Annotated in this window: 17 protein-coding genes; 7 read left to right on the forward strand and 10 right to left on the reverse strand. The window is 48.8% G+C overall.

Annotated elements, in window-relative coordinates:
• Positions 1 to 61: 61 nt before the first annotated feature.
• From H6G21_RS06695 to H6G21_RS06710, 4 genes are all read left to right on the forward strand, one after another.
• The gene (locus H6G21_RS06695) at positions 62 to 1,246 is read left to right on the forward strand and encodes an FAD-dependent oxidoreductase (RefSeq protein WP_190571818.1); all 1,185 of its coding nucleotides are present in this window, start codon (positions 62 to 64) and stop codon (positions 1,244 to 1,246) included.
• Positions 1,247 to 1,462: 216 nt separating this feature from the next.
• A complete protein-coding gene (gene hemC / locus H6G21_RS06700) occupies positions 1,463 to 2,407 on the forward strand; it encodes a hydroxymethylbilane synthase (RefSeq protein ID WP_190571820.1) in 945 nt (314 codons plus the stop codon).
• 592 nt (positions 2,408 to 2,999) lie between these two features.
• Complete coding sequence (locus H6G21_RS06705; protein WP_190571822.1) at positions 3,000 to 3,521, forward strand: tail fiber protein; 522 nt, start codon at positions 3,000 to 3,002, stop codon at positions 3,519 to 3,521.
• 166 nt (positions 3,522 to 3,687) lie between these two features.
• Positions 3,688 to 4,203: a tail fiber protein gene (locus H6G21_RS06710; RefSeq protein WP_190571824.1), complete on the forward strand. Its 516-nt coding sequence runs from the start codon at positions 3,688 to 3,690 to the stop codon at positions 4,201 to 4,203.
• On the opposite strand, the gene H6G21_RS06715 is transcribed toward H6G21_RS06710, so the two are convergent.
• Positions 4,190 to 4,471, reverse strand: a complete 282-nt coding sequence (locus H6G21_RS06715) for a hypothetical protein (protein ID WP_190571826.1) — start codon at positions 4,469 to 4,471, stop codon at positions 4,190 to 4,192. The two genes, H6G21_RS06710 and H6G21_RS06715, sit on opposite strands and share 14 nt — an antisense overlap.
• 83 nt (positions 4,472 to 4,554) lie before the next feature.
• Between H6G21_RS06715 and H6G21_RS06720 the strand changes: the two genes are divergently transcribed.
• A complete protein-coding gene (locus H6G21_RS06720) occupies positions 4,555 to 5,301 on the forward strand; it encodes a hypothetical protein (protein WP_190571828.1) in 747 nt (248 codons plus the stop codon).
• A gap of 242 nt (positions 5,302 to 5,543) precedes the next feature.
• Here the strand turns inward: H6G21_RS06720 and H6G21_RS06725 are convergent, their stop codons facing one another.
• From H6G21_RS06725 to cobA, 3 genes are all read right to left on the reverse strand, one after another.
• Positions 5,544 to 6,665, reverse strand: a complete 1,122-nt coding sequence (locus H6G21_RS06725; RefSeq protein ID WP_190571830.1) for an aminotransferase class I/II-fold pyridoxal phosphate-dependent enzyme — start codon at positions 6,663 to 6,665, stop codon at positions 5,544 to 5,546.
• 139 nt (positions 6,666 to 6,804) lie between these two features.
• The gene (locus tag H6G21_RS06730; RefSeq protein WP_190571831.1) at positions 6,805 to 7,431 is read right to left on the reverse strand and encodes a hypothetical protein; all 627 of its coding nucleotides are present in this window, start codon (positions 7,429 to 7,431) and stop codon (positions 6,805 to 6,807) included.
• Positions 7,432 to 7,582: 151 nt separating this feature from the next.
• The gene (gene cobA, locus H6G21_RS06735; protein WP_190571833.1) at positions 7,583 to 9,211 is read right to left on the reverse strand and encodes a uroporphyrinogen-III C-methyltransferase; all 1,629 of its coding nucleotides are present in this window, start codon (positions 9,209 to 9,211) and stop codon (positions 7,583 to 7,585) included.
• Positions 9,212 to 9,820: 609 nt separating this feature from the next.
• Here cobA and H6G21_RS06740 point away from each other — a divergent pair.
• Positions 9,821 to 12,112: a diguanylate cyclase gene (locus H6G21_RS06740; RefSeq protein WP_190571842.1), complete on the forward strand. Its 2,292-nt coding sequence runs from the start codon at positions 9,821 to 9,823 to the stop codon at positions 12,110 to 12,112.
• Between the two features lie 3 nt (positions 12,113 to 12,115).
• On the opposite strand, the gene H6G21_RS06745 is transcribed toward H6G21_RS06740, so the two are convergent.
• Positions 12,116 to 13,837, reverse strand: a complete 1,722-nt coding sequence (locus H6G21_RS06745; RefSeq protein WP_190571844.1) for an ABC-F family ATP-binding cassette domain-containing protein — start codon at positions 13,835 to 13,837, stop codon at positions 12,116 to 12,118.
• A 183-nt stretch (positions 13,838 to 14,020) separates the two neighbouring features.
• The gene (locus tag H6G21_RS06750; RefSeq protein ID WP_190571846.1) at positions 14,021 to 15,217 is read right to left on the reverse strand and encodes a SpoIIE family protein phosphatase; all 1,197 of its coding nucleotides are present in this window, start codon (positions 15,215 to 15,217) and stop codon (positions 14,021 to 14,023) included.
• Positions 15,218 to 15,483: 266 nt separating this feature from the next.
• On the opposite strand from H6G21_RS06750, the gene H6G21_RS06755 reads away from it, so the two are divergent.
• On the forward strand, positions 15,484 to 15,912 hold the full coding sequence (locus H6G21_RS06755; RefSeq protein WP_190571848.1) for an ATP-binding protein: 429 nt from the start codon (positions 15,484 to 15,486) through the stop codon (positions 15,910 to 15,912).
• Between the two features lie 48 nt (positions 15,913 to 15,960).
• Here H6G21_RS06755 and H6G21_RS06760 read toward each other — a convergent pair whose 3' ends face one another.
• The 4 genes from H6G21_RS06760 to H6G21_RS06775 all read right to left on the reverse strand — a co-directional run bounded on the left by H6G21_RS06760 (position 15,961) and on the right by H6G21_RS06775 (position 24,930).
• Positions 15,961 to 19,368, reverse strand: coding sequence for a PAS domain-containing hybrid sensor histidine kinase/response regulator (locus H6G21_RS06760; RefSeq protein WP_190571850.1), 3,408 nt, complete (start codon positions 19,366 to 19,368; stop codon positions 15,961 to 15,963).
• A 217-nt stretch (positions 19,369 to 19,585) separates the two neighbouring features.
• Positions 19,586 to 19,909, reverse strand: coding sequence for an anti-sigma factor antagonist (locus tag H6G21_RS06765; RefSeq protein ID WP_190571852.1), 324 nt, complete (start codon positions 19,907 to 19,909; stop codon positions 19,586 to 19,588).
• 233 nt (positions 19,910 to 20,142) lie between these two features.
• Positions 20,143 to 22,131, reverse strand: a complete 1,989-nt coding sequence (locus H6G21_RS06770; RefSeq protein WP_190571854.1) for a glycosyltransferase family 2 protein — start codon at positions 22,129 to 22,131, stop codon at positions 20,143 to 20,145.
• Positions 22,132 to 22,203: 72 nt separating this feature from the next.
• Complete coding sequence (locus H6G21_RS06775; protein WP_242041689.1) at positions 22,204 to 24,930, reverse strand: DUF3131 domain-containing protein; 2,727 nt, start codon at positions 24,928 to 24,930, stop codon at positions 22,204 to 22,206.
• Positions 24,931 to 25,371 lie beyond the last annotated feature (441 nt).

The raw sequence follows: 25,371 nt of genomic DNA on the forward strand, positions 1-25,371 counted from the left end.
AGACATGTCTCCTTTTGCTGTTTAAGTATTGTGATTCTAGAAAAGAGAACTCAGGCATCCTATGCAGGTGGTCGTAATTGGTGCAGGCATTGTGGGTTCCACGATCGCCTATGAACTAGCAACCCAGCTAGATAGGCAAGGGCTGGGTACATCAGCCGATCGATCCATTAAGGTATTGGATCAGCAGTGCCACACCATCCAACCCAAACAAAACTGCTGTCCTACGGCAACGGCTGCGGCTTTGGGCGTTTTGATGGCAGCCATTAGCAAAAAAGAAAAAGGTCGTAACTTGCGAATGCGATTGGCTGGAGTGGACTGGTACGATCGCGTCATTCCTGACCTGGAAACCTGCACAGGTCTAACAATTCCCTATAATCGCCAGGGCATTTTAATGCTGCAATTTGCAGGCGATCGCTTGGATCCTTGGGAACGCTTAATCCAACTTCGGCCTCAACAAAATCGACGGCTAGAACTATGGTCGATCGAACAGTTACAGCAACACTGTCCTCAGTTGAACTTACAGGATGTGATTGCAGGCGTTTATTCCCCCGACGATCGGCAAGTGGATCCTGTAGCCCTCACCCAAGCCCTGGTACAAGGGGCGACCCAGCAAGGCGTGGAGTTTCACTGGGGCGTAACCGTTACAGGACTCTGTGAACAACAAAGTCAAACAGCCCTACAAACTTCGATCGGGGAAATTCCCTACGATTGCCTCATTATTGCCGCTGGGTTGGGATCGAGCCCGTTGACCCAAATCCTGCTCCAGTCCATCTCACCGGCCCTTGATATTCGACCGGTCCTAGGCCAAGCGATTCAAATCCAATTGCCCCAGCCCCTAGGTCATGCCAGTTTTCAACCCGTTGTGACGGGCCACGATATTCACGTTGTGCCATTGGGTGGGGCGGAATACTGGGTGGGGGCCTCGGTGGAACTGCCGCCGGAGGACTGGGGCGATCGCCGGGATTGCAGCCCCCTCCACCCCCAACCGGAGATGTTAGAAACCGTGTGGCAAGGAGCCCTGCAACTCATTCCAGAATTGGCGCAGGCAGAACGACGATCGCAATGGATTGGTCTACGTCCGCGCCCCTTTGGTCGCCCTGCACCGGTCATTGAATGGCTCTCAGGCAACCAGAATATCTTGCTGGCCACTGGGCATTATCGCAATGGAATTTTGCTCGCGCCAGGAACGGCGATCGCGGCGAGAGAGATGATTCAAGAACGGTTGGCTGAAGGGGCCATTCGCTGAAGGTGAGATAGCAGGAACCAGCGCATGGATAAAATTTACGCAAATAAAAATCTAAGGGATGGGTAAATAGGTAGATGGGATCGCAACCCATCGTGAACCGCCCTCCTTAATTATCTGTAACGTTTTGCGGAGTCATCCCTGCAATATTGGCGTTACACAGTGCGGTAAGGTTGAAAGAGTAGTTCAAAACTTGCTTTATTCAATTCGACGTAAGATATGTCCCGCACCATCCGTATCGCATCCCGCAAAAGCCAATTGGCACTGGTTCAAACTCACTGGGTTCGGGACGAGCTGCAAAAAGCGTTCCCCGACATCACCTTTGAAATCTTAACGATGAGCACCCAAGGTGACAAAATCCTCGATGCTCCTCTAGCAAAGATTGGGGATAAGGGGTTGTTCACCAAAGAGCTAGAAGTCCAAATGCTCGAGGGGCAAGCTGATTTTGCAGTCCATTCCCTCAAAGATCTGCCCACCAATCTTCCAGAAGGGTTGATGTTAGGTTGCGTGACGGAGCGTGAAGATCCAGCGGATGCGCTGGTTGTACACGAAAAATTTAAGGGAAGTAAGCTGGAAACGTTACCAGAAGGGGCAGTGATTGGCACCTCGTCCCTGCGGCGGTTGGCTCAATTGCGTCATCATTTCCCGCATTTAAGCTTCAAAGATGTGCGGGGGAACCTCAATACCCGTCTCGCCAAGTTAGACGAAGGGGAATACGATGGTTTGATTTTGGCCTATGCGGGATTACATCGTTTAGGCTTTGGCGATCGCATCCACCAAGTCATCCCCGCTGAGATTTCCCTCCATGCCGTAGGCCAAGGTGCCCTGGGGATTGAATGCCGTGAAGGCGACGAAGAGACACTCAAGGTGATTAAAGCCCTGGAACACTTGCCCACTGCGCAACGGTGCTATGCTGAACGGTCTTTCCTGCGGGAGTTGGAAGGGGGTTGTCAGGTTCCGATCGGCGTGAATACTGTGATTGCAGATGGCCAGTTAACGCTGACAGGATTGGTAGCCAGCTTGGATGGTCAGAAGTTGGTCAAAAATGTGGTTTCAGGCACACCTGAAGAAGCGGAAGAACTCGGTATTAAACTCGCCAATCTAGTGAAAGCAGACGGCGCGCTAGAAATTCTGCAAGACATTTTTGTAACGGTGAACCGATAATTGACACCTCCATTGACACCTGGCCAAAGTAACGAGGTATCCAGTGTAGCGATGAATCCAGGATAGCGATCGCCTACCGATCTAGCTACTTATCCACTGCTATGGATGAATGATGGGTTGGGGTTGATATTCATGGATTGATAACTTGATCTGCGACTTCGGTTCACTGCACTTTTTAGAAAAAGCCTCCTGTCCTGGGGGCTTTTTATTGTTTGTTGGTATATTCCATCAAAGATTCACCTATTCTGTTGAATCATCGAGTTTTCCAGCTAATTTCTCAGTAATACAACCTAAATGCTCTACTTCGTACCTATTATTGCGCGAAGACATTTCAATTATCCCATCGTATAATTTTTAGGGTTCCTGACTATGGGTCTCTTCAGTCCTCCTGAATTTTGTCAACTGCATTAGACAACCCTTCAGCTTATTGAGCGCGAACATAGGCGCAAGCACAGGTATGAATACCAAATACAGGTATGAATACTAAATACAGATAGTGAATACACCAAATACAGGTGTGAATATTGGCGTACATACATCAGACTATTGAGATCGCATTGAGTCTCAATAGTCGATCGATGAGGTCGTTGCTATGGATGAACCATTAATTGGGGAAATTCGATTATTTGGTGGAAACTTTGCCCCCCAGGGATGGGCATTTTGCCATGGGCAATTGCTAGAAATCACACAACATAGACCCCTCTTTGCTGTGATTGGTGCAACCTATGGGGGGGATGGACAAACCACCTTTGCCTTACCTGATTTACGATCGCGGGTTGTCGTGCATCAAGGTCAGGGAACGGGACTAACCCGACGGATACAGGGTGAAGTTGGTGGTGCAGAAAAGTTAAGCGAAAGTCAAATGGGCGATCGTCATGCCCCATATGGTCAAGTGTTAAACCACGGTGATACCGAAAAGAACAAAAGAGAGCACAAAAGAGAAAACAAAACGGCTGTAATACATTCACCCAATGCAACAGAAACGGCTGAGGTCATAGCAACGGCTAGGGGCACACAAGCCAATACGAGAGCAGAACAGGTGCCGCCCTACCTGGGACTGAACTATATCATTGCCCTAGAGGGCATTATCCCTGCACGTAGGGTCGATCGTTGATTGGAACTCGTCGTGAACTAGTTGATTGAGACTGATCGTTAGCTATTAATCGTTAGCTATTAGTCGTTAGCTATTAGTTATTCACTAGTAGGCATTAACTAGTTGGGCATTGAGGTGATGGGTCATGCGTAATGGGTTGGGTGATGCGTAGATGAGGTAAGGAACCATGTCTGAGCCGCTGATGGGAGAAATTCGCTTATTTGCTGGAAACTTTGAGCCACGGGGTTGGGCATTTTGCCATGGGCAAGTCCTTCCGATCGCGCAGTATGCGGCCCTATTTAGTGTGATTGGGACAACCTATGGGGGCAACGGGCGAACAACTTTTGCACTACCGGATCTACGAGGACGAGTTGCCTTGGGGGCAGGGCAAGGCCCCGGATTAAGCCTGCGTCGTCAGGGGGAAATGGGCGGGACAGAACCCATTCGTCAATCACAATCACCGATGCCTAAGGCCCCTGCGCCAATCCAGGATCGGGGAGCCCCCACTGAGCTATCTCTTCAATTGCCAGGGAACGATCGCCCAGCCATCCCTCCCAATACGGCTGCAACCGTTAACACAGATCACTCTCCTCTCACGCGTCAGAGTGAAGGGCATTCAAGGGAGAGAGCTGGCGCAATGCCGCCCTATCTGGTTTTGAATTACATCATTGCGCTGGAAGGTCGTTACCCTAGTCGATCGTAGGTGGTCGATCGTAGGTGGTTGATCGCAGACACCGTCGATCGTAGACATTGGCAAAGTTCAAGCGATGGGGAATAGCCGTCACGCTTTCAGTCACGTTTTCAGTAACGCTTTCAAGGAGGCTAAATGAAAAGTCGAAATTTTCGAGCAAAGTTATCCCCACAAAAATTATCACCACAAAAGTTATCCTCAAAAAAGTCATCACCACACAAGTCATCGCCACAAACACCAGCCCTTTCCAGCCCATCGTCCCAGCTTGCAGAGGTTTCATCCCCCCTATTCGATCGCCCATTACTAGATCAAACCCTGTTGGAACGATCGCTATTGGGGCGACGTAATTTTTTAGGATTAGGATTGCTTTTTTCGTCCAGCGCGCTGATTCCACAATTCTTGCAAGCGCTCAATCACACTCTCAATCCCAAAAAAGCTGAGGCCGTCTCCTTCGCGTCGCCTGTCGAGCCAGCCAAGCCAGCTCTCTCCACAACAAGTCAGTTGTTAGACCAGCCAGGATGGTCGATCGGGTTTTATCCCAAGGCTCATTCCAAGGCGCGATCGTTGATCTCCGCCAAGGATTTGCAGCATGGTGATCCCAAATTTCTATCCTTGGGTGCGCAAGTGACCATTGATCGTCTCTACTTGCCCTCCAAGTATCCTTTGCAGTCTCTGAACGTTTCCATTGACTATCAACCGACAGAACTGGTACAGACGATTAAAGTCTGTGCATGGAGCTATTGCGCCAATGGGTTGAACCGTAGTCCCGCAACCAGCTTGTTTGTGCCCGTGAAGGCTGGGAAGGGTTTAACCCTGACAATGGATTGGCTCGTTGCAGGCTCGTTGGAAACCGGTTCGATCGTCCATCAATTGGCTGTGGGTTCAGGACAAGCGTTGCCAAAATTGCAACGGGGTTACTATGTCATAGCTGGGCGTCGTCAATCCACAGGAGATTTCCCGCAATGGAATACTTACCATTCCATTCCGCACTCTGAAATCAGTGATTCGAGTGTTTTAAAACACATTGATCTCAGGGCGAAGGATGCATCTCCGATCGATTTTCCTTATTTACTTCTTTCTGTAGATTATGGGAACAGTCCAACCGTTTAAAGTTTCTTCCCGTTCATGTTTCTTCCCATGGTCACGATTCACGCTATCTGTCAAGATTCGTGAGATCTCTTGAGCGCTTCTTCGAATATTCATTTGAATATTCACTGGCAGATCCAATCTCCACCGGAAGCTCCACTGTTTCTCACACCTGTACCACAACCCAGGTGACTTCTTGTGCTACAAACTACGTGACTTCTTGTCGATTGCAGTACAAATGAATCACAGTACAAATTAATCGCATCTTAACTAAAGCAATCTTTCAGTGCGTAAATCACTTGATCCTGTTGCTCGTGGGTGAGTTCTGGGAACATCGGCAGAGACAGGACTTCGTTAGCGGCCTTTTCCGCAACTGGCAACTGGCCTTCCTGGTAACCCAACGATCGATAAATGGGTTGTAAATGCAGCGGTAATGGATAGTACACATTGCAATTGACGCCCTTGGATTGCAGAGCTTGTCGCAATTGATCGCGCTGCCTCCCATCCGATGCTTTGACCCGAATGGTGTACTGGTTCCACACATGGACTCCCTGGGAAATATCCTGGGGCAATTCAATCTCAGCGATCGAACTGAGCAATTCACCATAGCGATCGGCGATGGCTTTGCGTTGTTGGTTCCACTGCTGCAAGTAGGGCAACTTGATGCTGAGAATGGCCGCTTGAATCGCATCCAGCCGACTGTTGACCCCTAGGTCTTCGTGGTAGTACGTCCCCGTACGCCCGTGATCCCGAAGCACCCGTAATGTCTTCGCGATCTCCGGATCATTGGTGGTGATAGCACCGCCATCGCCACAGGCTCCCAAATTTTTGGTGGGATAGAAACTAAAACAACCGATGTGTCCAATACTCCCGACCGCTTGGCCCTGCCACGCTGCACTGGTTGCCTGGGCACAGTCTTCAATGACCGCTAAATTGTGCTGTTGGGCGATCGCCATCACGGCAGTCATATCCACTGGGTTGCCAAACAAATGGACTGGAATCATCGCCTTTGTCTTGGGCGTAATGGCAGCCGCAATTTTTGTGACATCCAAGTTAAAACTGACGGGATCGATGTCGATGAAAACGGGTTTTGCACCCACGTTACTGATCGTCTCTGCGGTGGCAATAAAGGTAAAAGGCGACGTAATCACTTCATCGCCAGGGCCGATTTTTAAAGCCCGCAGGGCAAGGTAGAGCGCATCGGTTCCCGAATTACAAGCCACACAATCCTGGGTGCCCACAGCAGCGGCCAATTGGCGTTCAAAGTCCTCAACCACGGGTCCACCAATGTAGCGTCCCGAGGCTAAAACCCTCAGAACAGCTTGGTTTAGGTCTTCGCCAATCAGTTCAAACTGCTGCGACAGGTCAAACGGGGGAATCGTCTTCACTCAGGTACACCGCACATAAAACTTTTCAGCATTGTTTCAATAAACCTGGCCCATGGCAAGTGTCCGAGTCAAGTCGTTGGGTCAAGTCATCGGGTCAAGTCGTCGGTGTAGAGGGCGACTAGCCAGGAAAAACAGGCTGTTAGCGATCGGGTGCAGAGGGCAGTAAAGCCATGGGACGGGCCTGGTGAGGCAATGAATCGCGATCGCGGGGTTGGGCAGGTAACAAGCGTGGCGAGGACGTTACCCGTACCCGCAGAGGACGGCGCGAGGATTGCCGAACCGGCGATCGGGGGCCGGAAGATAACCAGGGTTGAGTGGACTGGTTGGGGATCCGATGAAGAGGTCGATCGCCCCGAGGATTCTTGGCAAAGGTCAGGAGCAGCCACAGGATGCCGACCAAGAATGCGCCCGTACCCATGGCAAACGCGAAAAGAGAGAGGTGGATCAATCCCACCCAATCCACCAGCGATCGCAGGACAAGGCTGAGGGTACTGACAATAAAGAGCAAGCAGGCAAGGTTGAGCAAGAGGATGACTCGATGGTTGTGGCGAGCCTGTTGCTGCAAATATCGGAGCTTGCGGTGAATCGCGGGTCGGTTATCAGCAAATTGCAGGGCTTGGAACCGTTCTGCACTCGTAATCCGCAGTGCTTTCTCCAGTCCCTGTTGTCGCAAAATCGCCCCCCCTAAAAGACATCCGCTGGCCAGCACCATCAGAACGGAGTTGAGGATGAGTTGTAGGAGTTGGGTGGTTTGTTCGACGGTCATCCGATCGTCCCTCCTGGCTTCCTAGAAGTGGCTGGGTTATGAGGCAAATTTTGTGAGGCAAGTTTTGTGAGGCAAGTTTTAGGTGATTTTCACATTTCCGATGCTTTTTACAATAGCATAGATCGGGAAGGGGATAGTTCAAGAGTACCATTTATTCCGTCCTAGCAGTGACCTGGATATTCTGCCAATCCAGTAACGCTTGGGTTAGTCCCCCTAGGGTATACTCCCTGGCCTCAACGTCTACCCGTCCCAACAAATCTTGACACGTTTTTGAGGTTTGGGGACCGATCGAGGCGAGGCAGACCCGATCGAGCAGGGCATGGGGGGAACCGTCGATCGCGGCGTCTAGGAGTTGATAGAAATGGCGAACGGTTTTGGAACTGGTGAAGGTAATCATATCCACCGTCTGAGCTTGCAAGGCTTGGAGTGCCGCAGGGGCGATCGCCGCAGGGCAGGCGGATTGATAGGCTGGAACTTCGACTACATTTGCGCCCTGGGCCGTAAATTCTTTCACCAGCACCTCCCGACCTCCCGACTCCACCCGAGGAAAGAGCAGCTTGAGCCCTGCCACAGGGTCTGGAAAGCTTTCAATTAGGGAATCAGCAACAAAATTAGGCGGAATAAAATCTGGATGCAGACTGCGCGATCGGAGACAATCGGCTGTTTTTTCTCCCACTACTGCAATTTTGACTGAGCCGATCGCCCTTGCATCATGGCCCAGTTCCAAGAGGCGATCGCAGAAATAATTGACCGCATTGGCAGAAGTCAGGATCAGCCAATCAAAGGTCGTAAGTTCGGCAATTGCCCGATCGAGGGCATCCCAACTGGAAGGGGGTGTAATTTCTAAGGTAGGCATTTCCACCACCGCTGCACCTTGAGCTTGCAGTAAGTCGGTAAACTCGCTAGATTGGCCAGCAGAACGGGTAACTAAAATCGTGAGATCGCGCAGGGGGCGTTGAGCAGCAGGCTGAGGCATAGAGGCAGCATCTATCGTTAAGGCAGTCCTCAAATTTTGCAGCAGGGCGGCGTCCAAGGAAAGAGTTGCCTGAGCATCCTGTTTTTTCTGAATCGCTAAAAATTCTCGCAGGCGCACCACTTCGCCAATTACCATGACACAAGGTGAGAGGGCTTCTCCTTTAGTTATTTGAACGATATCCCCTAGGGCACCGATCCAGATGCGCTCATTAGCTCGGCCCGCCCATTGAATGATCGCGATCGCGGTATTGGATGGCTTACCGTGGTGGATGAGTTGCTCGACGATCCTAGGCAGGTGGCGACCACCCATCAGAATGACGAGGGTTTCTAGATTCACCAGCGTGACCCAGTCGAGGGCATCGGGATCATGAGCACTAAGTATCGCAAAGCAGCGACTCAGAACCAAATCCGTCAGAGGGATTCCCGCATACAAGGGAGCAGCTAGGGCCGAGGAAACGCCAGGAACAACTTCGTAGGGAATCTGGGCTGCTTTCACCGCTTGAATTTCTGAAGTTGTCCGACCAAAAATAAAGGGATCTCCACTTTTTAATCGAATCACGCGCCGATTTTGTTGACATTGATCAACAATCAACCGATCGATTTCTGCCTGCTTTAAGCTTGGTTGCCCCCCCCGTTTACCAACATTAAAGACTAGACTGTTAGGAGGAATATATTGTAGTAATTCTGCATCAACCAGCGCATCATAAATAACTACTTCCGCTTGGCAGAGAAGCTGATAACCCCGCACCGTCAGAGCTTCGATCGTCCCACAGCCAGATCCTACAAAATATGCAACACCTTTCATAAAACCTCAAAGAAACTTTAATTAAGCTTAGAAATATTAAGCCAATCTTATAATCTTAATTTTCCATTGAAAAAATATATGGGTTTAAGGTAGATTAGCAGACATAGTATGAATAAAGTGTTAGAAGTAAATTCACTTGACGGTTCAGTAACTCTTGATTGCTCAATTATTTTTGATTTGCCAAAATTTTAGAAGACAGCTGCTCCTAGGTTGTGTCCTTTACCTAGGTTGCGTCTAATCTTGGTTTCTGGCATCTATCTTTGCCAAGCTTGATTAGATAACTCAAGGTTGATTAGTTCCTTTCGCACAGATATTCAAGTCGGTTAATTTGTTAGAGCAAGGTGCTTTAGTTAGCTGCTTTCAAACCTTGGAAATGTTGGGCAGAATCTTTAGCCAATCTATCTGCGCTAAATTCTAACCCTTAAAATCTCCATTATTAAGACTGTATCTTACTATACCAATTTGCGATTAATCCGATTCTCTCTGCTGTTGTTGGAGAGAAGCATTAAAAGCAGATTTAGCTTTAACAGGTTTGTCTGGCAACCAAGTATCTGGGGCGGTTTAGTGATGGCTTTTGTGGACTGCGACGGGTTTGTGCTGGAATCTGTAATGGATCGATCTCCGACGATCGTTTCTCCAGACCAATCTTTAGTGGACGCCCTAGGGCAAATGCAAGGAAGAAGGCCCTGTTATCCTAACCAATCAACTTCTCAACCTAATGGGCAGCAGTCGAGTTACGTTCTGGTGGTCGATCGTGGCAGGCCCCTCGGAATCGTGACTGAATGTGATATTGTCCGGCTGTCAGCCGCTGGGGAAACCCTCTCCAGTTTGCAAGTGCAGGATGTTATGACCCCTAACCTCCAAACCTTGACCTGGGTTCCAGGGTCACCGATTATCCAAGTCTTGCCCTATTTTCAGCAAGCTCGAATGCGTCATCTTCCCGTGGTCGACCAGCAAGGGTTACTTTTAGGGATGATTACATTAGAAGGACTTCGACGATCGCTGCAGCCCGTGAACTACTTACGGCAACGGCGAGTGAGTGAATTAATGACCCAGCCAGTAATTTGGATACCTCCAACAGAAACACTAGTCGCAGCAGCTAGTCGGATGGCGCAACATCGCATTAGTTCTCTTGTTGTTGCTGTTCAAATGAACGACTGCGTTTTGCCCCAAGGGATCCTTACGGAACGTGACATTGTTCAGTTACAGATTCAAGGGGTAAACTTCGATGCAACGATCGTGGCTGACGTTATGAGTCACCCCGTGATTCATGTCTCTCCTAATAGTTCTCTTCAAGCTACTGAACAATTGATGCAGAAATATTGCATTCGTCGAGTCGTCGTTATTGATGAACACCAAAACTTACAGGGGATCCTGACTCAAACCAATCTCATTCAACTTTATGATCCGCTGGAATGTTTACATATTATTCACAATTTAAAGCAGCAGCTTCAAGTCTTGCAAGACGTTGTCGTTCAACATAATCAAGATTTAGAGACAACAAATCAAAGACTATGCTTAGAAATTAAAAGGCGAGAAAGAGTTGAACACAATTTGAGAACAGTTCAGCAAGCCTTAAGTTATGAATTTGGTCAACGTACCAGGGCACTTATAGAAACCAATCAAAAGCTGCGGCAAGAAGTTCTAGAACGCCAATGTGCAGAATCGCGGTTGAAAGCAGCTAATCTAGAGTTGCAATATCGGTTGGCAGAACTGGCTCAACGCAATCAAGAAATTGCACTGTTGGGTAAACTCAGCCATTATCTCCATGCTTGTCAGACGATCGAGGAAGCCTATGGAATTTTGCCCAAATTATTGGCATCGATGTTTCCCCAAGTATCAGGTCGTTTGTATTTATTTGGTGATGTCTTATCTGACTTTAATAACGATAGCAACCATGCAATAAGAGCTCAACTGCCTTCGGAATATGCCGATCAAGCCCATGACCTCACTAGTCATATTATTACTTGGGGAACCCCAGCCCCTCCACTCTGCTCAACAACTAGCCTGGCAGCTTGTTGGGCGATTCGTCAGGGGCAAGCCCATCAAGGGCATCAAGGGCAGGTCGATCGGAGTTGCCAACATTGCATGATCACGGAGGATTGGAGACATCGGGTTTGTATCCCCATGTTGACTCAAGGCCAATCGATTGGACTTTTACTCTTGGGAACCAACTGGGAAATTTCAGAATCCACCCACCAGTTGGCAGTGACCGTCGCCGAACATGTCGCTCTAGCATTAGCCAACTTAAAACTCAGGGGCGATTTGCGTCACCAAAGTATTCGCGATCCTTTGACAGGATTATTTAACCGACGTTACTTACAAACCGTTCTCGATCAGGAACTGGAACAAGCCGAACAGCACCAGCAGAAATTGAGTTTGATTATGCTGGATATTGATTATTTCAAACGCTTAAATGACACATTGGGGCATGAGGCAGGCGATCGCGTGTTACAACAATTGGGCCGATTGCTACTGTCTAATAGTCGCTCTACGGATGTAATTTGTCGCTATGGAGGGGAAGAAATTATTTTAATTTTGCCGAATACCGATTTGAAATCGGCCTATTGCCGAGCCGAAAAATTGCGGCAGCAAATTAAACACTTTCAGTTTTTCCCCTCCCCTCCCCTCCAAAAAACGGGGTTTCAACCCTCAATGGCAGACTATCCGCCCACTGCAAGCCTAGACTATCCCAGTCCAACTGTCACCGTTTCCCTAGGCATTTCCAGTTTTCCGCTCCATGGAAAATCTCCTAACGAGCTCCTGCGGGCTGCAGATGGGGCTCTTTACCAAGCCAAACGGCTAGGACGCGATCGGGTAGCCGTCGCCTCCTATCTGTCAGAACAATCATCAACAAAATCTGAAGAGGCAATCCTTCCCCCTTCTCTATTACCCAATTAAAATCTAGGATGCCTTTTTCTTATCTTTGCGTGCTTTGTCCTTTTCCTGTTGCTTTTGACGTTTCTCTGCAACCTTAGCCGTGCGATCGGCTTCAATCTTAGCCAATCTCGCTTTTTCCTTTTCCTCAGCAATTTTATCGAGATAATATTTGTAATCACCTCGGTACAGCCGAAACTCCCCATCCCGAATTTCTACAATCTTGGTAGCCGTTTGGGAAATAAAGTAGCGATCGTGGGAGACGATGATGACCGTACCGTCATAGTCTCGAATAGCACCTTCCAGCATTTCCTTAGCGGGAATATCTAAATGGTTCGTCGGCTCATCTAAAATCAACAAATTGACAGGTTGCAGCAACATTTTTGCCAAAGCGAGTCGGGCTTTTTCGCCACCACTGAGGGACTCCACTCGCTTGAATACGGTATCGCCACTAAACAAAAAACGCCCCAGTAGAGTTCGGACTTCTTCATTTGTCCAATCGGGCATTTCATCGTGGATGGTATCCATGACGGTTTTATCAAGATCCAACGCTTCCGCTTGGTTCTGTTCAAAATAGCCTGGAATCACGTTGTGATCGCCCAGCTTTACCGTGCCTTCCGCCGGAGCTTCCATTCCGGTCATCAAGCGTAGTAGGGTCGATTTACCGGCACCATTAGGGCCCACGATCGCAATTTTGTCCCCCCGTTCAATGAGCAATTCTGCCCCCAGGAACAGCAACTTCTCTTCGTATAAATGGGTGAGGTTTTCAATCATCACCACTTCCCGGCCACTGCGCGGTGCTTCCGGAAATTTAAACCGTAGGGTTCTCACATCCGATTCCGGCGCTTCGATCAGTTCAATTTTTTCTAATTGCTTTTCGCGGCTCTTAGCTTGGGTGCTGCGGGTGGCACTGGCCCGGAAACGATCGACAAATTCCTGTTGCTTTTCAATTTCCTTCTGCTGCCGTTCGTAGGCAGCCTGTTGGGCACTTTTCTGCTCGGCTTTCTGCTCTAGGTATTTGGAATAGTTACCAAGATAGGTACTCGAAACGCCGCGCTCAGTTTCCACAATTTGGGTACAGAGCCGATCAAGGAACTCCCGGTCGTGGGAGACAATAACCATGGGGGTATTCAAACCCTTAAGGTAATTCTCTAACCATTCAATCGTATCCAAGTCCAAATGGTTAGTCGGTTCGTCCAGTAGCAGCAGATCGGGTTCCTGCAGAATCACCTTTGCCAACCCCATCCGCATCTGCCAACCACCACTGAAGGCACTCACAGGGCGATCGGCATCCTCCAACTCAAAGCCCATTTCCGGCAGAATTTTACCAATCTTACTATCCAACCCATAGCCATCCATGGCTTCAAACTGCCGTTGCAGCTTGTCCATTTTATTCAGCAAGCGATCCAATTCTTCTGGGGTAGCTGTTTCCAGGGCATGGTGGACTGCCTGCAATGCCTCGTGGACTTGGTTGACTTCCCCAAAGGCTTTCCACAACTCATCCCGCACCGTGCGTTCTTCGTCTACATCAAATTCCTGACTCAGATAGGCAATGCGGAGACTGCTAGGCCGAATAATCACTCCGTCCGTCGGTTCAATCTCCCCCATGATGATTTTCAACTGGGTGGATTTGCCCGCTCCGTTCACACCGACCAAGCCTACCCGATCGCCGGGTTTGACTTCCCAATTGACATCCTTGAGAACTTCTCCGGTCGGATAAATTTTGCTGATGCGTTCGAGGCGTAGCATTGGGCTGGCTCCAGGGTGGGATAGTTAAGCAGTGGAAGGGTTAGGAAGGGTAGAGTTAAGAATCGTAACAGCTTGCTTGAACGGATCTATTGTACGAGGAGCTGGCCCCAAACGGCGACGATCGAGGGACAGGATGGGCCAAATATTTTTGGGGTTAGCTCAAGGGGCGGTGAAAGCAGGGGTTTAGGGCCGATCATTCGCAGCAAAGCAAACTTGGAGAATGGAGCAATCATCTTCAAACAGTTCGGTGGCCTTGAGACTACGAATTTTTTCGAGAAGTTGGTCTAGATCTAGCCTTGGCGTAGTTGGAGCTTGTTGAAAGTTTTGTTGTGTCAAATCGACTAGTAGGGTCGTAAATTCCGTCAAATTCCAAAAGGTTTGATCTTTTTGGCGAACTTCATAGATGCCGTCACTGAAAATGTAAAGTGTGCTGTGGGAGGAAATGGACACAGTTGCTTCAGTGTATGCAGCATCTGAATAAACCCCGATCGGGAGGCTGCGCATTTTCAGGAGTTGGGCTTGCGGCTGACCTTCGTTATCCGGTGCGATCAAAAGGGCTGGGGGATGGCCAGCACTGGCATAGGTCAGTTGCTGGGTTGAATGATTGTAAAGGCCGTACCAAATGGTAAAGTACCGCTCATTTTGCTCACTCATCCGAAACAACTTATTAAGCGTGGCGAGGACTTGGGCTGGCTGATAGAAATTTAAGTCGGGCAGGGATTGGGAACGCAGCAGATTTTGAATAAAGACAGAGGGTAAGGCAGCGCCTAACCCATGGCCAGACACATCTAGAAGATAAATAACCAAGTGTTCCGCATCTAGCCAATAGTAATCAAAACAGTCCCCGCCTAAATGCTGGGAGGGTAAAAAGCAGTGCTGGATTGAAATTGGCGTTGTGATAGCTTTTGGCAATAACGATCGCACATAGGTTGCTGCTTCGGCCAGTTCACTTTCGAGTTTTTCAGTTTGTTGCTGGAGTGTTTGAGCTGCGCTTTTGAGCGCTTGATTCGCTTGGTATAAGCGAAGCCCTGCCCTCACCCGTGCTTTCAGTTCACCTGCCGCGATCGGTTTTGAGAGAAAGTCGTCTGCCCCAGCATCCAAGCCAGTAATCAGATCATGGCTTTCCGATCGATTCGTCAGCAGAATAAAAAATGCCGCTGCAAGCTGAGGATCTTGCTTAATGGTTTGGCACACTTCAATCCCCTCAATTCCCGTCATCACCCAGTCACAGATGATCAGAGCAGGCTGAATTGTTTTAGCTTGGATCAGTCCTTCTTCACCACTTGCCGCAGTTGTAATGTCATAGCCCTCCTCCCGAAGAATCTTATTCAGGAGAATTAGAATAAATGGGTCATCATCAATGATGAGAATGGGAATCATAAAGTTGTAAATGGAAAATTAAATTCAACATTTACTGTTGTATTGATTATTATATTGATGGATAGATTAATTAGGGAGAGTGAATCTATAATTCATCTCCTCATTAATCTACTAATTGATACTTTCTAGCCTATTGGTTTCGCGAACTGAACTATTAAAGCTGCGGTATTAGCACACAAGATTGATTAGCACACAGTATTGGCACAATGTATTAGATAAATTGGCAATATTCAAATCAGGTGGGCGGGATTAGGACAGGGTGAACGATGGAATCATTCTCAGTTGCTCAAACATACTCATTACAAGTTAGATCCGATGTTTCAGTTCTAACTCAAGTTTTATCCTGGTTTAATCAGCTTTACCAGCCCAGCATTCCTAACAATATCTGGCTACAATGCCAAACGATTTTAGCGGAAGGACTGACCAATGCAATTCGTCATGCCCATCGTGATCAGCCTACTACCACACCTGTGGATATTGAAATTATCATTGCTCACCAACAGATCATCATGAAGATCTGGGATTGGGGTACAGCATTCGATCTCAGCCAAAAAATTCAATCACTCCCCGATCGTATTGATCCGCAACAATACGGTGGTCGAGGCATTCAAATTATGCAGAAACTTGCCGATCGTATCCACTACGATCGCATCGATGACCAACGCAACTGTCTCGTTATCGTGAAGAACTATTGAGATCGCTTTGTGCTCAGCGTACCTGTCTCGTTATCGTGAAATTGTTAATCAGGATCGGGCATCATCATTGCTTAAATACGATGCAAATCGCTGCTGAAAGTAGGCATGAACTTGCGTATATTCGCTTTGGATCAGTTGGCCCATTTCTACAATTTGGTCAAGCTGATGTTGCCGACCACGGGTTTCTAATTCGCCGCAGAGTTTAGCCAGTTTCACCGCACCTAGGTAGGCACTGCTAGATTTCAGTTGATGGGCCGATTTTGCCAGGGTTTGGGCATCTTGGTGTTGGATTGCCTGTTGAATAGTTTGTAAGAGTTCTGGTGTATTGGTGAAATAACACGCTAGAAGCGCAGCCAAGGTCGATCGATCTCCCTGGATCATGTCCTGGAGCTTCTGTAAATCGACTTCGCTGATGGTAGGTGCAGCCAGAATGTCGGGAGACAGCATCAATCCAGCCGCTGCGCTGCGGTCAGACGGAGATTTGATTGCAGCCGCCCGTGCAGGGGTAACCTCTAAACCGGATGGAGCCAGCGGCTGAGGCTGACTACCAGAAGACGTTTTGAGTTGAGCTGAGACAGCGTGTTCCTGTGCTTGAGGAGCTTGTCCCAGTTGAGGAGCTTGTAACTGGGGTTTTGCCTTCGAACGATCGCACGCTTGCTTTTGCCAACGTTCGATCGCCCTTTTGAAATCATCCGGTTGAATCGGCTTGCTGAGATAGTCATTCATCCCAGCCTCCAAGCATCGTTCCCGCGCCCCGTCCAGCACATTGGCTGTAATCGCAATAATGTGAATAGGCGGCACTAACCGATCGGGGCACTGACAACTTTGCTCCGCTTCCCAGGCTCGAATTCGGCGAGTCGCTTCTAGACCATCCAGCATCGGCATTTGGATATCCATCAGAATAATGTCGTAGGACTGACGTTTCACCGCTTCCCACGCCTCTAGCCCATTGGCCGCCAGATCCGCTTGATGCCCCAAACGCTTTAACATCAAAAAGGCTAGTTTTTGATTCACGGGGTTATCTTCTGCCAGCAATACACGCAGAGGCTTCTGAACGGTTTGAGATGTGTTTTTTGGGCTTGAGTTAGCCGCGATGCGATCGGGGGTGCGATTCAAATTGTCCGGAATCGGCTTGTTGTTCAGCGCTTGAATTAAACCGTTAGATAGCTGAGACCACCGAACAGGCTTACTCAGCCAAATTGAAGCATATTGTTGTTCTAAAACGTTCTTCTGGGATTGCCCTGGAGGACTCAAGAAAATTAAGGGTACATTACGCAACTGGCTGTGTTGTTGAATTTTTTGAATCAGTTGACCGTTCTCTACAGCAGCCATCTTGGCATCCAGAATGGCAATATCAAAACTTGGGAATGGATTTGTCGCTGCTGATAATGTTGCAGTTGATAATGAAGTCACTGATAATGTTTCTGATGGTAATGCTACTAATGGCAATCTTTCTGTCGATACTGTTTCTGCTGACTGCGAATCTGCATCCTGTAGAGTTGACGCCTGCAAAAGCGCAAGAGCCGCCTCGGGAGAAGCAACAGCCATGGCTTGCATTTGCCAAAATTGAGCTTGTTGCACCAAAAGATCTCGATAGGTGGCAGAGCCCTCAATAATCAGTAATCGCTTACCCGCCAATTCTGATAGATTCAACATTTCCCCAGACGATAAATCTGTGCGGGGAAGGTGCTGTGTAGCCGTTCGATCGACTGGCACAGAATCGACTGGCACAAAACCTACTTGAGGATTATTGCTTTGACCAGGATTCGTTTGACTATCATTTGCTTGAACAACGATCGTAAAATAGAACGTAGACCCCTGATGAGTCGTTTCGGCTAGCCCAGCAATGCCCACCGGCTTGGCTAATCGTTCAAATTCTGGCGGAGGTAGTTGAAAATAGTGGGGTTGCTGTCCGGTGAAAGTTCCGTTACTTTCCACCCAAATATCCCCACCCATTAACTTACACAGTTGTTTGCTAATGGCTAGCCCCAATCCGGTTCCCCCGTAATGGTTGGCTGTTGAAGCATCTACTTGGCTGAATGGCTTAAATAATCGATCGCGCCGATCACGGGGAATACCAATACCAGTATCTTGGATGATAAATAGCAATTCATACTGCGATCGTAAGTTCTGAACTGGCTGGGCAGTAATGTAAACGACAACCTCTCCTGCATCGGTAAATTTAATCGCATTATTGAGAATATTCACTAAAATTTGGCGCAAACGGTGACGATCGCCAATCACTTGCCGAGGCACTTTAGGACTCATTAGGTAAGCCAGTTCCACCCCTTTTTCGTAGGCTTTACTACCTAATAAATCTAGAATTTCTTCAACACAAGTTTGTAGGTTAAACGGTTGGGATTCTAACTCTAACGCTCCAGACTCAATTTTAGAAAAATCCAGAAAATCATTAATAATCTCAATCAGAGCACTACCACTATTCCGAATGGTAGTCACAAAGTCCTGTTGCTGAGCATTTAAAGTCGTATCGAGTAAAAGATCCGTCATCCCAATGACGGCATTCATGGGCGTCCGAATTTCATGGCTCACCATCGCCAAAAAATTACTCTTGGCTTGATTCGCCGCTTCTGCATCCCGTCGTGCTTTTTCCAACGCAAAGTTTTTGAGCGTTAATTCCTCACTGCGTTGAGTTTCCTGCTCTAGTAGTTTCTTCAGGGCTTGTTCAGATTGTTTCCTTTGCGTAATGTCTTGATAGATCCAAAAGTGGCCTTGATACTGCCGATCGACAAAAATAGGAATATACGATCGCTCTAGCGATCGGCCATCAGCTAACAGCACCACATCGGAAAGAACAGGTTTTCTTTGACTAAGAATGGTTGCGATAGTCTGAAAAGTCAGTTCAGGATCATGGAAATGACAACTAGTAACTTTTCCCAGGTCTGCACAGTTTTGGCCAAGCAGGTCTGACGGCGACACTGGAAGGGTAAAGAGGTCACAAAAAGCCTGGTTTACCAGAATAATCTGCCGCAATTCATTTTCAACGAGAACCCCCACTTGCAGATTTTCAATTAAGGTGGCCAGCTTTGCATTAGCTAGCTGAAGTGGTGTTTCAATGGACTTTTTGGCTGGCAGCTTTTCAACAATACAAAGGTCGTAGAGTGGCAAGCCCTGAGGATCACAGATCAAAGAACGGGTGAGATTGACCCATTGTCGTTGGCCATCTTTGCGCAGACACAATTGCTCCGCAGAACTTACCGATTGCGTCAGATTGCAGGAAAGAGCCTGAGAAGGCACGATCGTTGGAGATGAGTTTTCTTCGCTTGCTGAAATTTCATCTACCGCAATGAGGTCATGCCACGATCGAGACAGTAATTCTGCCTCCGTGTAGCCTACAAGTGCACAGAATTGAGGATTAACCTTGAGGAATTGGCCTGAATGCACATTGGTCAGCGTCATGCCCACGCCAGCTTGCTCAAAGACAACATGAAACAGCATTTCAGAATTAACGTCTGCTAGCGAATTCGATGCAGTCATGGTTGGTGAGAGGGGATTGGCAACTGGTCGCGATGAATCTGTAGGCAATAAGTCTGTGGGCAATGAATCTGTAGGCAATGAATCTGTGGGCAATGAGTCAGAGAGCTTGGCAATTTCCATCTCAAGGGTTCAGCTCAAGGGTTAGGAGCAAAATGCTGATGTCAAATCTCTCCCTAGACTATTGGCCCATTGTGGCTTCCTGAGGCGTAATGTCCTTCGGAAAAATCTGAAATACACCATCCATTGCCGTCAGTTCTAACAGCATTCGCACTTGGTCATTGATAGCCCGTAAACCCAGCGTTCCACCCGCAGAACGCACTTTCTGAAAGGCCATCACAAGGGCACTCAACCCGGAACTATCCATCAGTTCAACATCGCGACAATCCACCAAGATACAGGTATGCCCATTATCGACCAGTTGATTGATGTTCTGGCGAAGTTGATTCCCCTGAATGCTATCTAGCAGTCCAAATGGGTAAATAACTTGAACCGTTGAGTCCACAATAATAACCTCCAGAAAACAAAAAACCTAAAGCTCACGCTTGATCGTCACGATCGAGGATCAATTCAATTGACTACCAGTTCAATTGGAATTGTTGATTCATTGGTCAGGCTCCTAGGTTGCAATCACTTAACTGGCCTAGTGTACCCAAGGCACAGACCCTGATCACAGCCCCCATCACAGTGCCAATCACAGGATCTATCCCAAGATCCATCACAGGATTTATCCGGGGTTCAGGCTTTTTTAGGTTGCCAGATAGCAGCGCGAATGATTCCCCATAACAGAGCTAAGTTGTACATTGACCAAGCGATATTTAACCCATACACCGCAATATCGATCGGTTGTCCGGAGAGCCACAGTCCCCCTCGCCACACAATCCCCCCAGCGGTTAAACCAAAAATAATCAATTGTGGCATCACAAGATTCAGATAAATGCCAGATTGCCGTTGTTTGGGCGTTACCTGGAACTTGATGGGGCGATGGGTAATGACACTCCACACGGCTTGGATAAATAGGGGAAACAGGGCCACAGCATATTGCTCTGAGCGCCAAAGTTCGCTAGCGGGCACGCCCCAGGCGATCGTGAGAAAGGTAATCCGGTTCAGGATAAATGCGGGAGTAAAGTGCAAGGCAAAATCTAAGCCATAGGAATCAACAGGAATTCCTCCTGTAAAGAAATACACGATCGGACACAGTAAAAAAATGAATGTCGCAAATCCAGAAAAGTAACTGTACATTGTCTGGAAATACTGAAGTTGCTGCCAGAAGGTCAGGCCGGGTTTTGTCCAAGGGTTTTCCTGTAGGAGGACTTGAATGGTACCCTGGGCCCAACGCAGCCGTTGCTTGAGGGTAGAACTGAGGTCATCGGGCGCTAACCCCTTGGCCAAAACTTCGTTGTGATAGATCGACTGCCAGCCTGCCGCATGGAGCCGCATGGCAGTGTTCATATCTTCGGTAATGCTAATGCTGGAAACGCCTCCAATAAAATCAAACTCGTCTAAACGGCTTTCATCTTTTTCATAGGCTTTGGAGAAATATTTCAAGCCAGTATTCACTAAAGCTTCTCGCCGTAGAACCGCGTTGGTTCCGGTGTAGAACGCTGCGTTAAAGCCATCTTTGCCCTGTTGGATGGGGCCATAAAATAGGTGGGCCCGATGCCCAAACGGATCTCCTTTCGGTAAGTTGTAGAAATCCTGGGGCGTTTGCACGATCGCAATGCGGTTGCTCTCATATTTTCCACAGTTGGGGTTGTAGGTGAAGAAATAGGGCAGGACATGCTTCACAATCTTGCGATCGGGAATGTGATCCGCATCTAGGGTGAGGATGAAATCCCCCGTCGTCCCCCCTGCAAACAAGGCATAGTTAATATTGCCAGCCTTGGCATGGTGGGGGCGTCCTGTCGGTTTAGGTCGGGCAATGTAGAGACAGCGCGGCAGATTGGATAGGGCGTAATTTTGGCGAGCGATCGCCTGTTTCAATCGCTTTTCCTCGGCAATGAGTTGCTCGCTAATACTTGAATGTTGCCCCTTTTGAAAGGTCAACAATTTGTGGAGCACCTGCAAAAACTGTAAAGGCCGATCGGGTTCCTGGGTTTCTACGGCATTGGGAGGATTGTCCAGAAAGGCTTCCGCAGCTTGGGCTTCTGGGGCCAGTTGGGTCAGACGATCGAGTTGAGCTTGGAGGTGGGTTTGTTCCGCTTGCAGCTGTTCAGCGGCGGCGACCAACTCTGGAGCGGCCAAATCCTCCGCGCACCGTTGTTCCACCATAGCTTTCATATCCGGCGAATTCCCATCATCCAGCACATAGACTCGTAACTTCGTCGCTGGATAGTCAATTTGTAAGGCAGCTTCGAGGGTCGCTTGAACCAGTTCAACGGGTTCGCTGTAGCAAGTGATAAACACATCAACCGTTGGGAGATCCTTGACAGAAAAGGCCGGTGTGAGATGATCTAACGGTTTGACTTGCCGTTCGATCGGTCGCCACAGTCCCAAAATGAACATTGAACCGTTAATGTAGCTGTAAATTTCCGCCAGCAATAACGGAATTGACAGCCAAAGCAAGTTGAAATTAATGGAGTTATTGAATCGCCATTGTAAATACCATAGGCCAATAATCAAATTGATAATTGCAAAGTAGCGAAACAGCAGGGTATTCCGTTTCAGGCGCGATAGATGATTTTTGAATCGAGGAAAACTAGCATCTACAGTGGAGGCTTGCATCATAAATCAGGGCTAGAGGATCACTAAAACTGTTATAGGAACGATGAGATCTAGGGCGAGGATCTGCGAGCGCTGTTAACGCTGGGTCGTCCAATAGGCTTGGGCTCCATTGCGCAGGAACTGGATATTGAGAGTATCGTGACTGGGCAGACCACGTCCCGTATCCTCCTTCGGCTGGTCTTTCCACCAGGGGGTTTGACGATTTAAGGGCCCCTGGAGTAACGGAGTTGATCCAGTCGCTTGGTACAGCAATGCAGCCAGAATTAGGCTGTTGGTACTGCTGCTAAAGGCATGGGCTGCTTTACCTGTTTTCTCGTAGAAGCCTTCGTAATAGCCCAATAGGGGACTGTACAGGTCTAATACACTTGTCCGCAATTCTTGCAGTGCCGGAGTTTGGGGCCAGAGCACATCGTAGGCAAAGGCCGCAGCAGTATTGACTAATCGTCGATCGGGAATCGGCTTGCCAGCGTCATCTAGGGCTTCCCAAGCATTGCCTTTGCCCACTAGGGTGTTATGGACAATATAGGGCGATCGCTCTATCAACGCCGTCCCGGAGGTGGTGAGCTGCCCTGTCCGTTGGTAGCGCTTAATCTGAGCGGTCACCATGGGATCGACTAGAGCCTTCATTTTGGGATCAAAGCCTAATTCCAGCCCGTAGAAAAGAAAGGCATTATGCAGCGTGACAGAATCGGCGTTCGCCGCAGTCTTGCCCCGCAGTCTTCCCAGGGGAATGGCTTCCCCCTCCACTGCCACGGTTTGGTATTGATCACCAATTTCCGATCGGCTGGCATCAAAGCCCCAGAGTTGAAATCCTCGCGCGGCATATTCTTCGTACCCCAATCGAGTTTCCGGGGTGATGCGAGGAGCCGCTTGGCCGTTGCTGCGCTGGGTAGTTTTGGCACTGTAGAGGGCACCATTCCGCACAATTCGCAAATAAGACCAGTCTAGGGGAATGGCATCCACGGCGGCGGCATATTGCGGATGACAGGTTTTCAGGATAGACAAGCTGGTTAGAAAACGACCAATATCGATCGCCGACCACCCAATCCCATCCGACGTAGGATTATTGCCATAGTCTACGGGTTTGAGGGTGCGGGTATTGTAACCTCGGTGGGGTAATTCTCCCGTGAACAGCGGCAATTGGGCCACAGTACCCAGTAAATTGCGAACCCGTTGATCAAACTGTTGGGGGGAAATGAGTTCAAACGATCGCGCCGCATGTAATGCAACGATGTAATTTCCCAAGCCCCACAGCGTTGCCGCTTTTATGTCACTGCGATCGTTGACCAATCCGCTCGGTTCCGTTTGGGCTTCAAAGTAGCGCCACGCAGCCTCAGCATAGCGGCGTTTGGGCACTGTCAGTGGGGTTTTGGGCAGGCTACATTGGGAGGGTTGGGGATCTCCCACGGGTGGAATCGGCTTCGCGATCGCAACGGTTTCTGAAGTTGCCGCGATCGGTGGGCTGGACGTCCCGTTCGTAGCAGGTGCCGGGGTCACAGCAGGTGCCAACGTCGCAGGAGGGCTAGAAGAAACGGGAGAAGTCGTCGCTGCGGTGGTCGTGGGGGGCATTGCGGTCGTATTGTTGGCACCCGTGGGAATCAGGGGGCGATTCCCACGAGCTTTGTAGTAGAGAATTTCTAAAATCAAGCCATTGGTATTCCCAGTTAAGGCTTTGTTGGGTTGCTTGGTTTCTTCATACAAACCCGCGTAAAATCCATCCTTCTCTGGCCCGTAGAGCATTTTCACAGCATTCAGTAGCTGTTGCCCATACGCGCTTTCAGGATAGAGATAGCGCCACCCAAAGGCCGCTTTCGTACTAATGCTGCGCAGTTGGGGATAGGGCTTGTTGGTGTCGGTAATGGTGGCCCAAGCTTGGCCATTGGCGTAGACCGTGTTGTAGAGAAAGTAGGGAGGGCCATCAATATTGTCTTCAGTGACGGCGGTCAGTTGCCCGGTTTGCTGGAAGCGGCGTTCCTGGACTTGAAAGACCCGTGATGCGTAGTCTGCCATGTCACGGTCAAACCCAAACTCAATGCCATCGAGAATATAGGATTCGCTGACAATATAGTTATTGGCGTTAGTCGTCTGGAAATCCCGTTCATCCACTGGAATTTTAATCCCGTAGATATCCACTAACTTAAACGGCTCGAACGCTAACGCCTTAGGGGCTTGATACCCCCAGAGTTGATAGCCCCGCACTGCATATTCTTCGTAGCCCAAACGCCCCTCCTGCACCAGCATGGTTTTACCATCTGGCAAAATCATTGCGCCATAGAGTTGCCCATCTTGCACCGATCGATCGATTTGCCACCGGGCCAGAACGCCTTTAATCCAATCGTTATATTGCGGGTGACAAGTGCGGATGACATGGAAAGCCGCTAGCATCCGGCCAATATCCAACGCCGACCAACCAATCCCCCGATCTGTGGGTTCATTGTTGTAATTCACCATTTGGCCGTTGGCCGCATGGTAGGTCTTATTGGGCAAACTGCCTTCAAATAATTGGAGTTTTCCAATGCCATTTAAGAATGCATTGAGCTTGGCATCAAATTCCGATTGATCAATTAATTTCAGCCAGCGCGCGGAGTTCAGTGCCATCAAATAATTGCCCATATCCCAGAGGGAACCGGACGGATAGCCTCCCACAGAGTTCGTGAAGCCCGTGCTCGGCTGGTAGTTCTTCACGAAATACTGCCATGCGATCTTTGCCTGCTCCTGTTCTTCCGGTGTGAGCGGGTTACGAATTTGTTCGCAGGCCAGGTTCGCTGGAGCGGGCTGGGCAACCAGATGGGATGGTGTCATTCCTGCTAACAAGCTTTGTAACACCAATCCTATTAAGAAAGCTGCTGTGCAGCGAATCCATCGAGGATACCGATTAATTGATGTCATAGAATTCAACTGCATAACTTAGACTGTCAGGAAGCAGGAAGACTGCTAACGCACCCCTTAGCTAGGATTGCAACTTGTTCAAAAGCCCATCCTTTGTAAGCCCAGGTAGATTGAGTTGGTAGTCATCGAGTTCAACGGGGGAATTTCCCAGGGAAAATAACCAAAAATGACGAGATTGAGGCTGAAAGAGGGATGTAACAGCTTTTTTGAAATTCGAAACAAGTCATACATTACTAGGGAACTTAGAGCTGCTAGGGAACTTAAACCCTTGGGAAAACCATTAGGCGAACGATCGACGGTGCAAACGATCTCGGGTATACCAACTCTAGGCTCTGGGTCAAAAGACCATGGCAC

The organism is Alkalinema sp. FACHB-956, from assembly GCF_014697025.1.
Taxonomy (GTDB): Bacteria; Cyanobacteriota; Cyanobacteriia; order Leptolyngbyales; family Leptolyngbyaceae; genus Alkalinema.

Excerpts from the sequence above, each read along its gene's own strand:
- H6G21_RS06755 (WP_190571848.1), top strand. The coding sequence starts at position 15,484 with ATGGAATCATTCTCAGTTGCTCAAACATACTCATTACAAGTTAGATCC.
- H6G21_RS06710 (WP_190571824.1), top strand. The coding sequence starts at position 3,688 with ATGTCTGAGCCGCTGATGGGAGAAATTCGCTTATTTGCTGGAAACTTT.
- H6G21_RS06775 (WP_242041689.1), bottom strand. The coding sequence starts at position 24,930 with ATGACACCATCCCATCTGGTTGCCCAGCCCGCTCCAGCGAACCTGGCC.
- H6G21_RS06760 (WP_190571850.1), bottom strand. The coding sequence starts at position 19,368 with ATGCTGTTTCATGTTGTCTTTGAGCAAGCTGGCGTGGGCATGACGCTG.
- H6G21_RS06695 (WP_190571818.1), top strand. The coding sequence starts at position 62 with ATGCAGGTGGTCGTAATTGGTGCAGGCATTGTGGGTTCCACGATCGCC.
- H6G21_RS06730 (WP_190571831.1), bottom strand. The coding sequence starts at position 7,431 with ATGACCGTCGAACAAACCACCCAACTCCTACAACTCATCCTCAACTCC.
- H6G21_RS06745 (WP_190571844.1), bottom strand. The coding sequence starts at position 13,837 with ATGCTACGCCTCGAACGCATCAGCAAAATTTATCCGACCGGAGAAGTT.
- cobA (WP_190571833.1), bottom strand. The coding sequence starts at position 9,211 with ATGAAAGGTGTTGCATATTTTGTAGGATCTGGCTGTGGGACGATCGAA.
- H6G21_RS06770 (WP_190571854.1), bottom strand. The coding sequence starts at position 22,131 with ATGATGCAAGCCTCCACTGTAGATGCTAGTTTTCCTCGATTCAAAAAT.
- H6G21_RS06715 (WP_190571826.1), bottom strand. The coding sequence starts at position 4,471 with ATGAAACCTCTGCAAGCTGGGACGATGGGCTGGAAAGGGCTGGTGTTT.
- H6G21_RS06705 (WP_190571822.1), top strand. The coding sequence starts at position 3,000 with ATGGATGAACCATTAATTGGGGAAATTCGATTATTTGGTGGAAACTTT.
- H6G21_RS06740 (WP_190571842.1), top strand. The coding sequence starts at position 9,821 with ATGGATCGATCTCCGACGATCGTTTCTCCAGACCAATCTTTAGTGGAC.
- H6G21_RS06750 (WP_190571846.1), bottom strand. The coding sequence starts at position 15,217 with ATGATTCCCATTCTCATCATTGATGATGACCCATTTATTCTAATTCTC.
- hemC (WP_190571820.1), top strand. The coding sequence starts at position 1,463 with ATGTCCCGCACCATCCGTATCGCATCCCGCAAAAGCCAATTGGCACTG.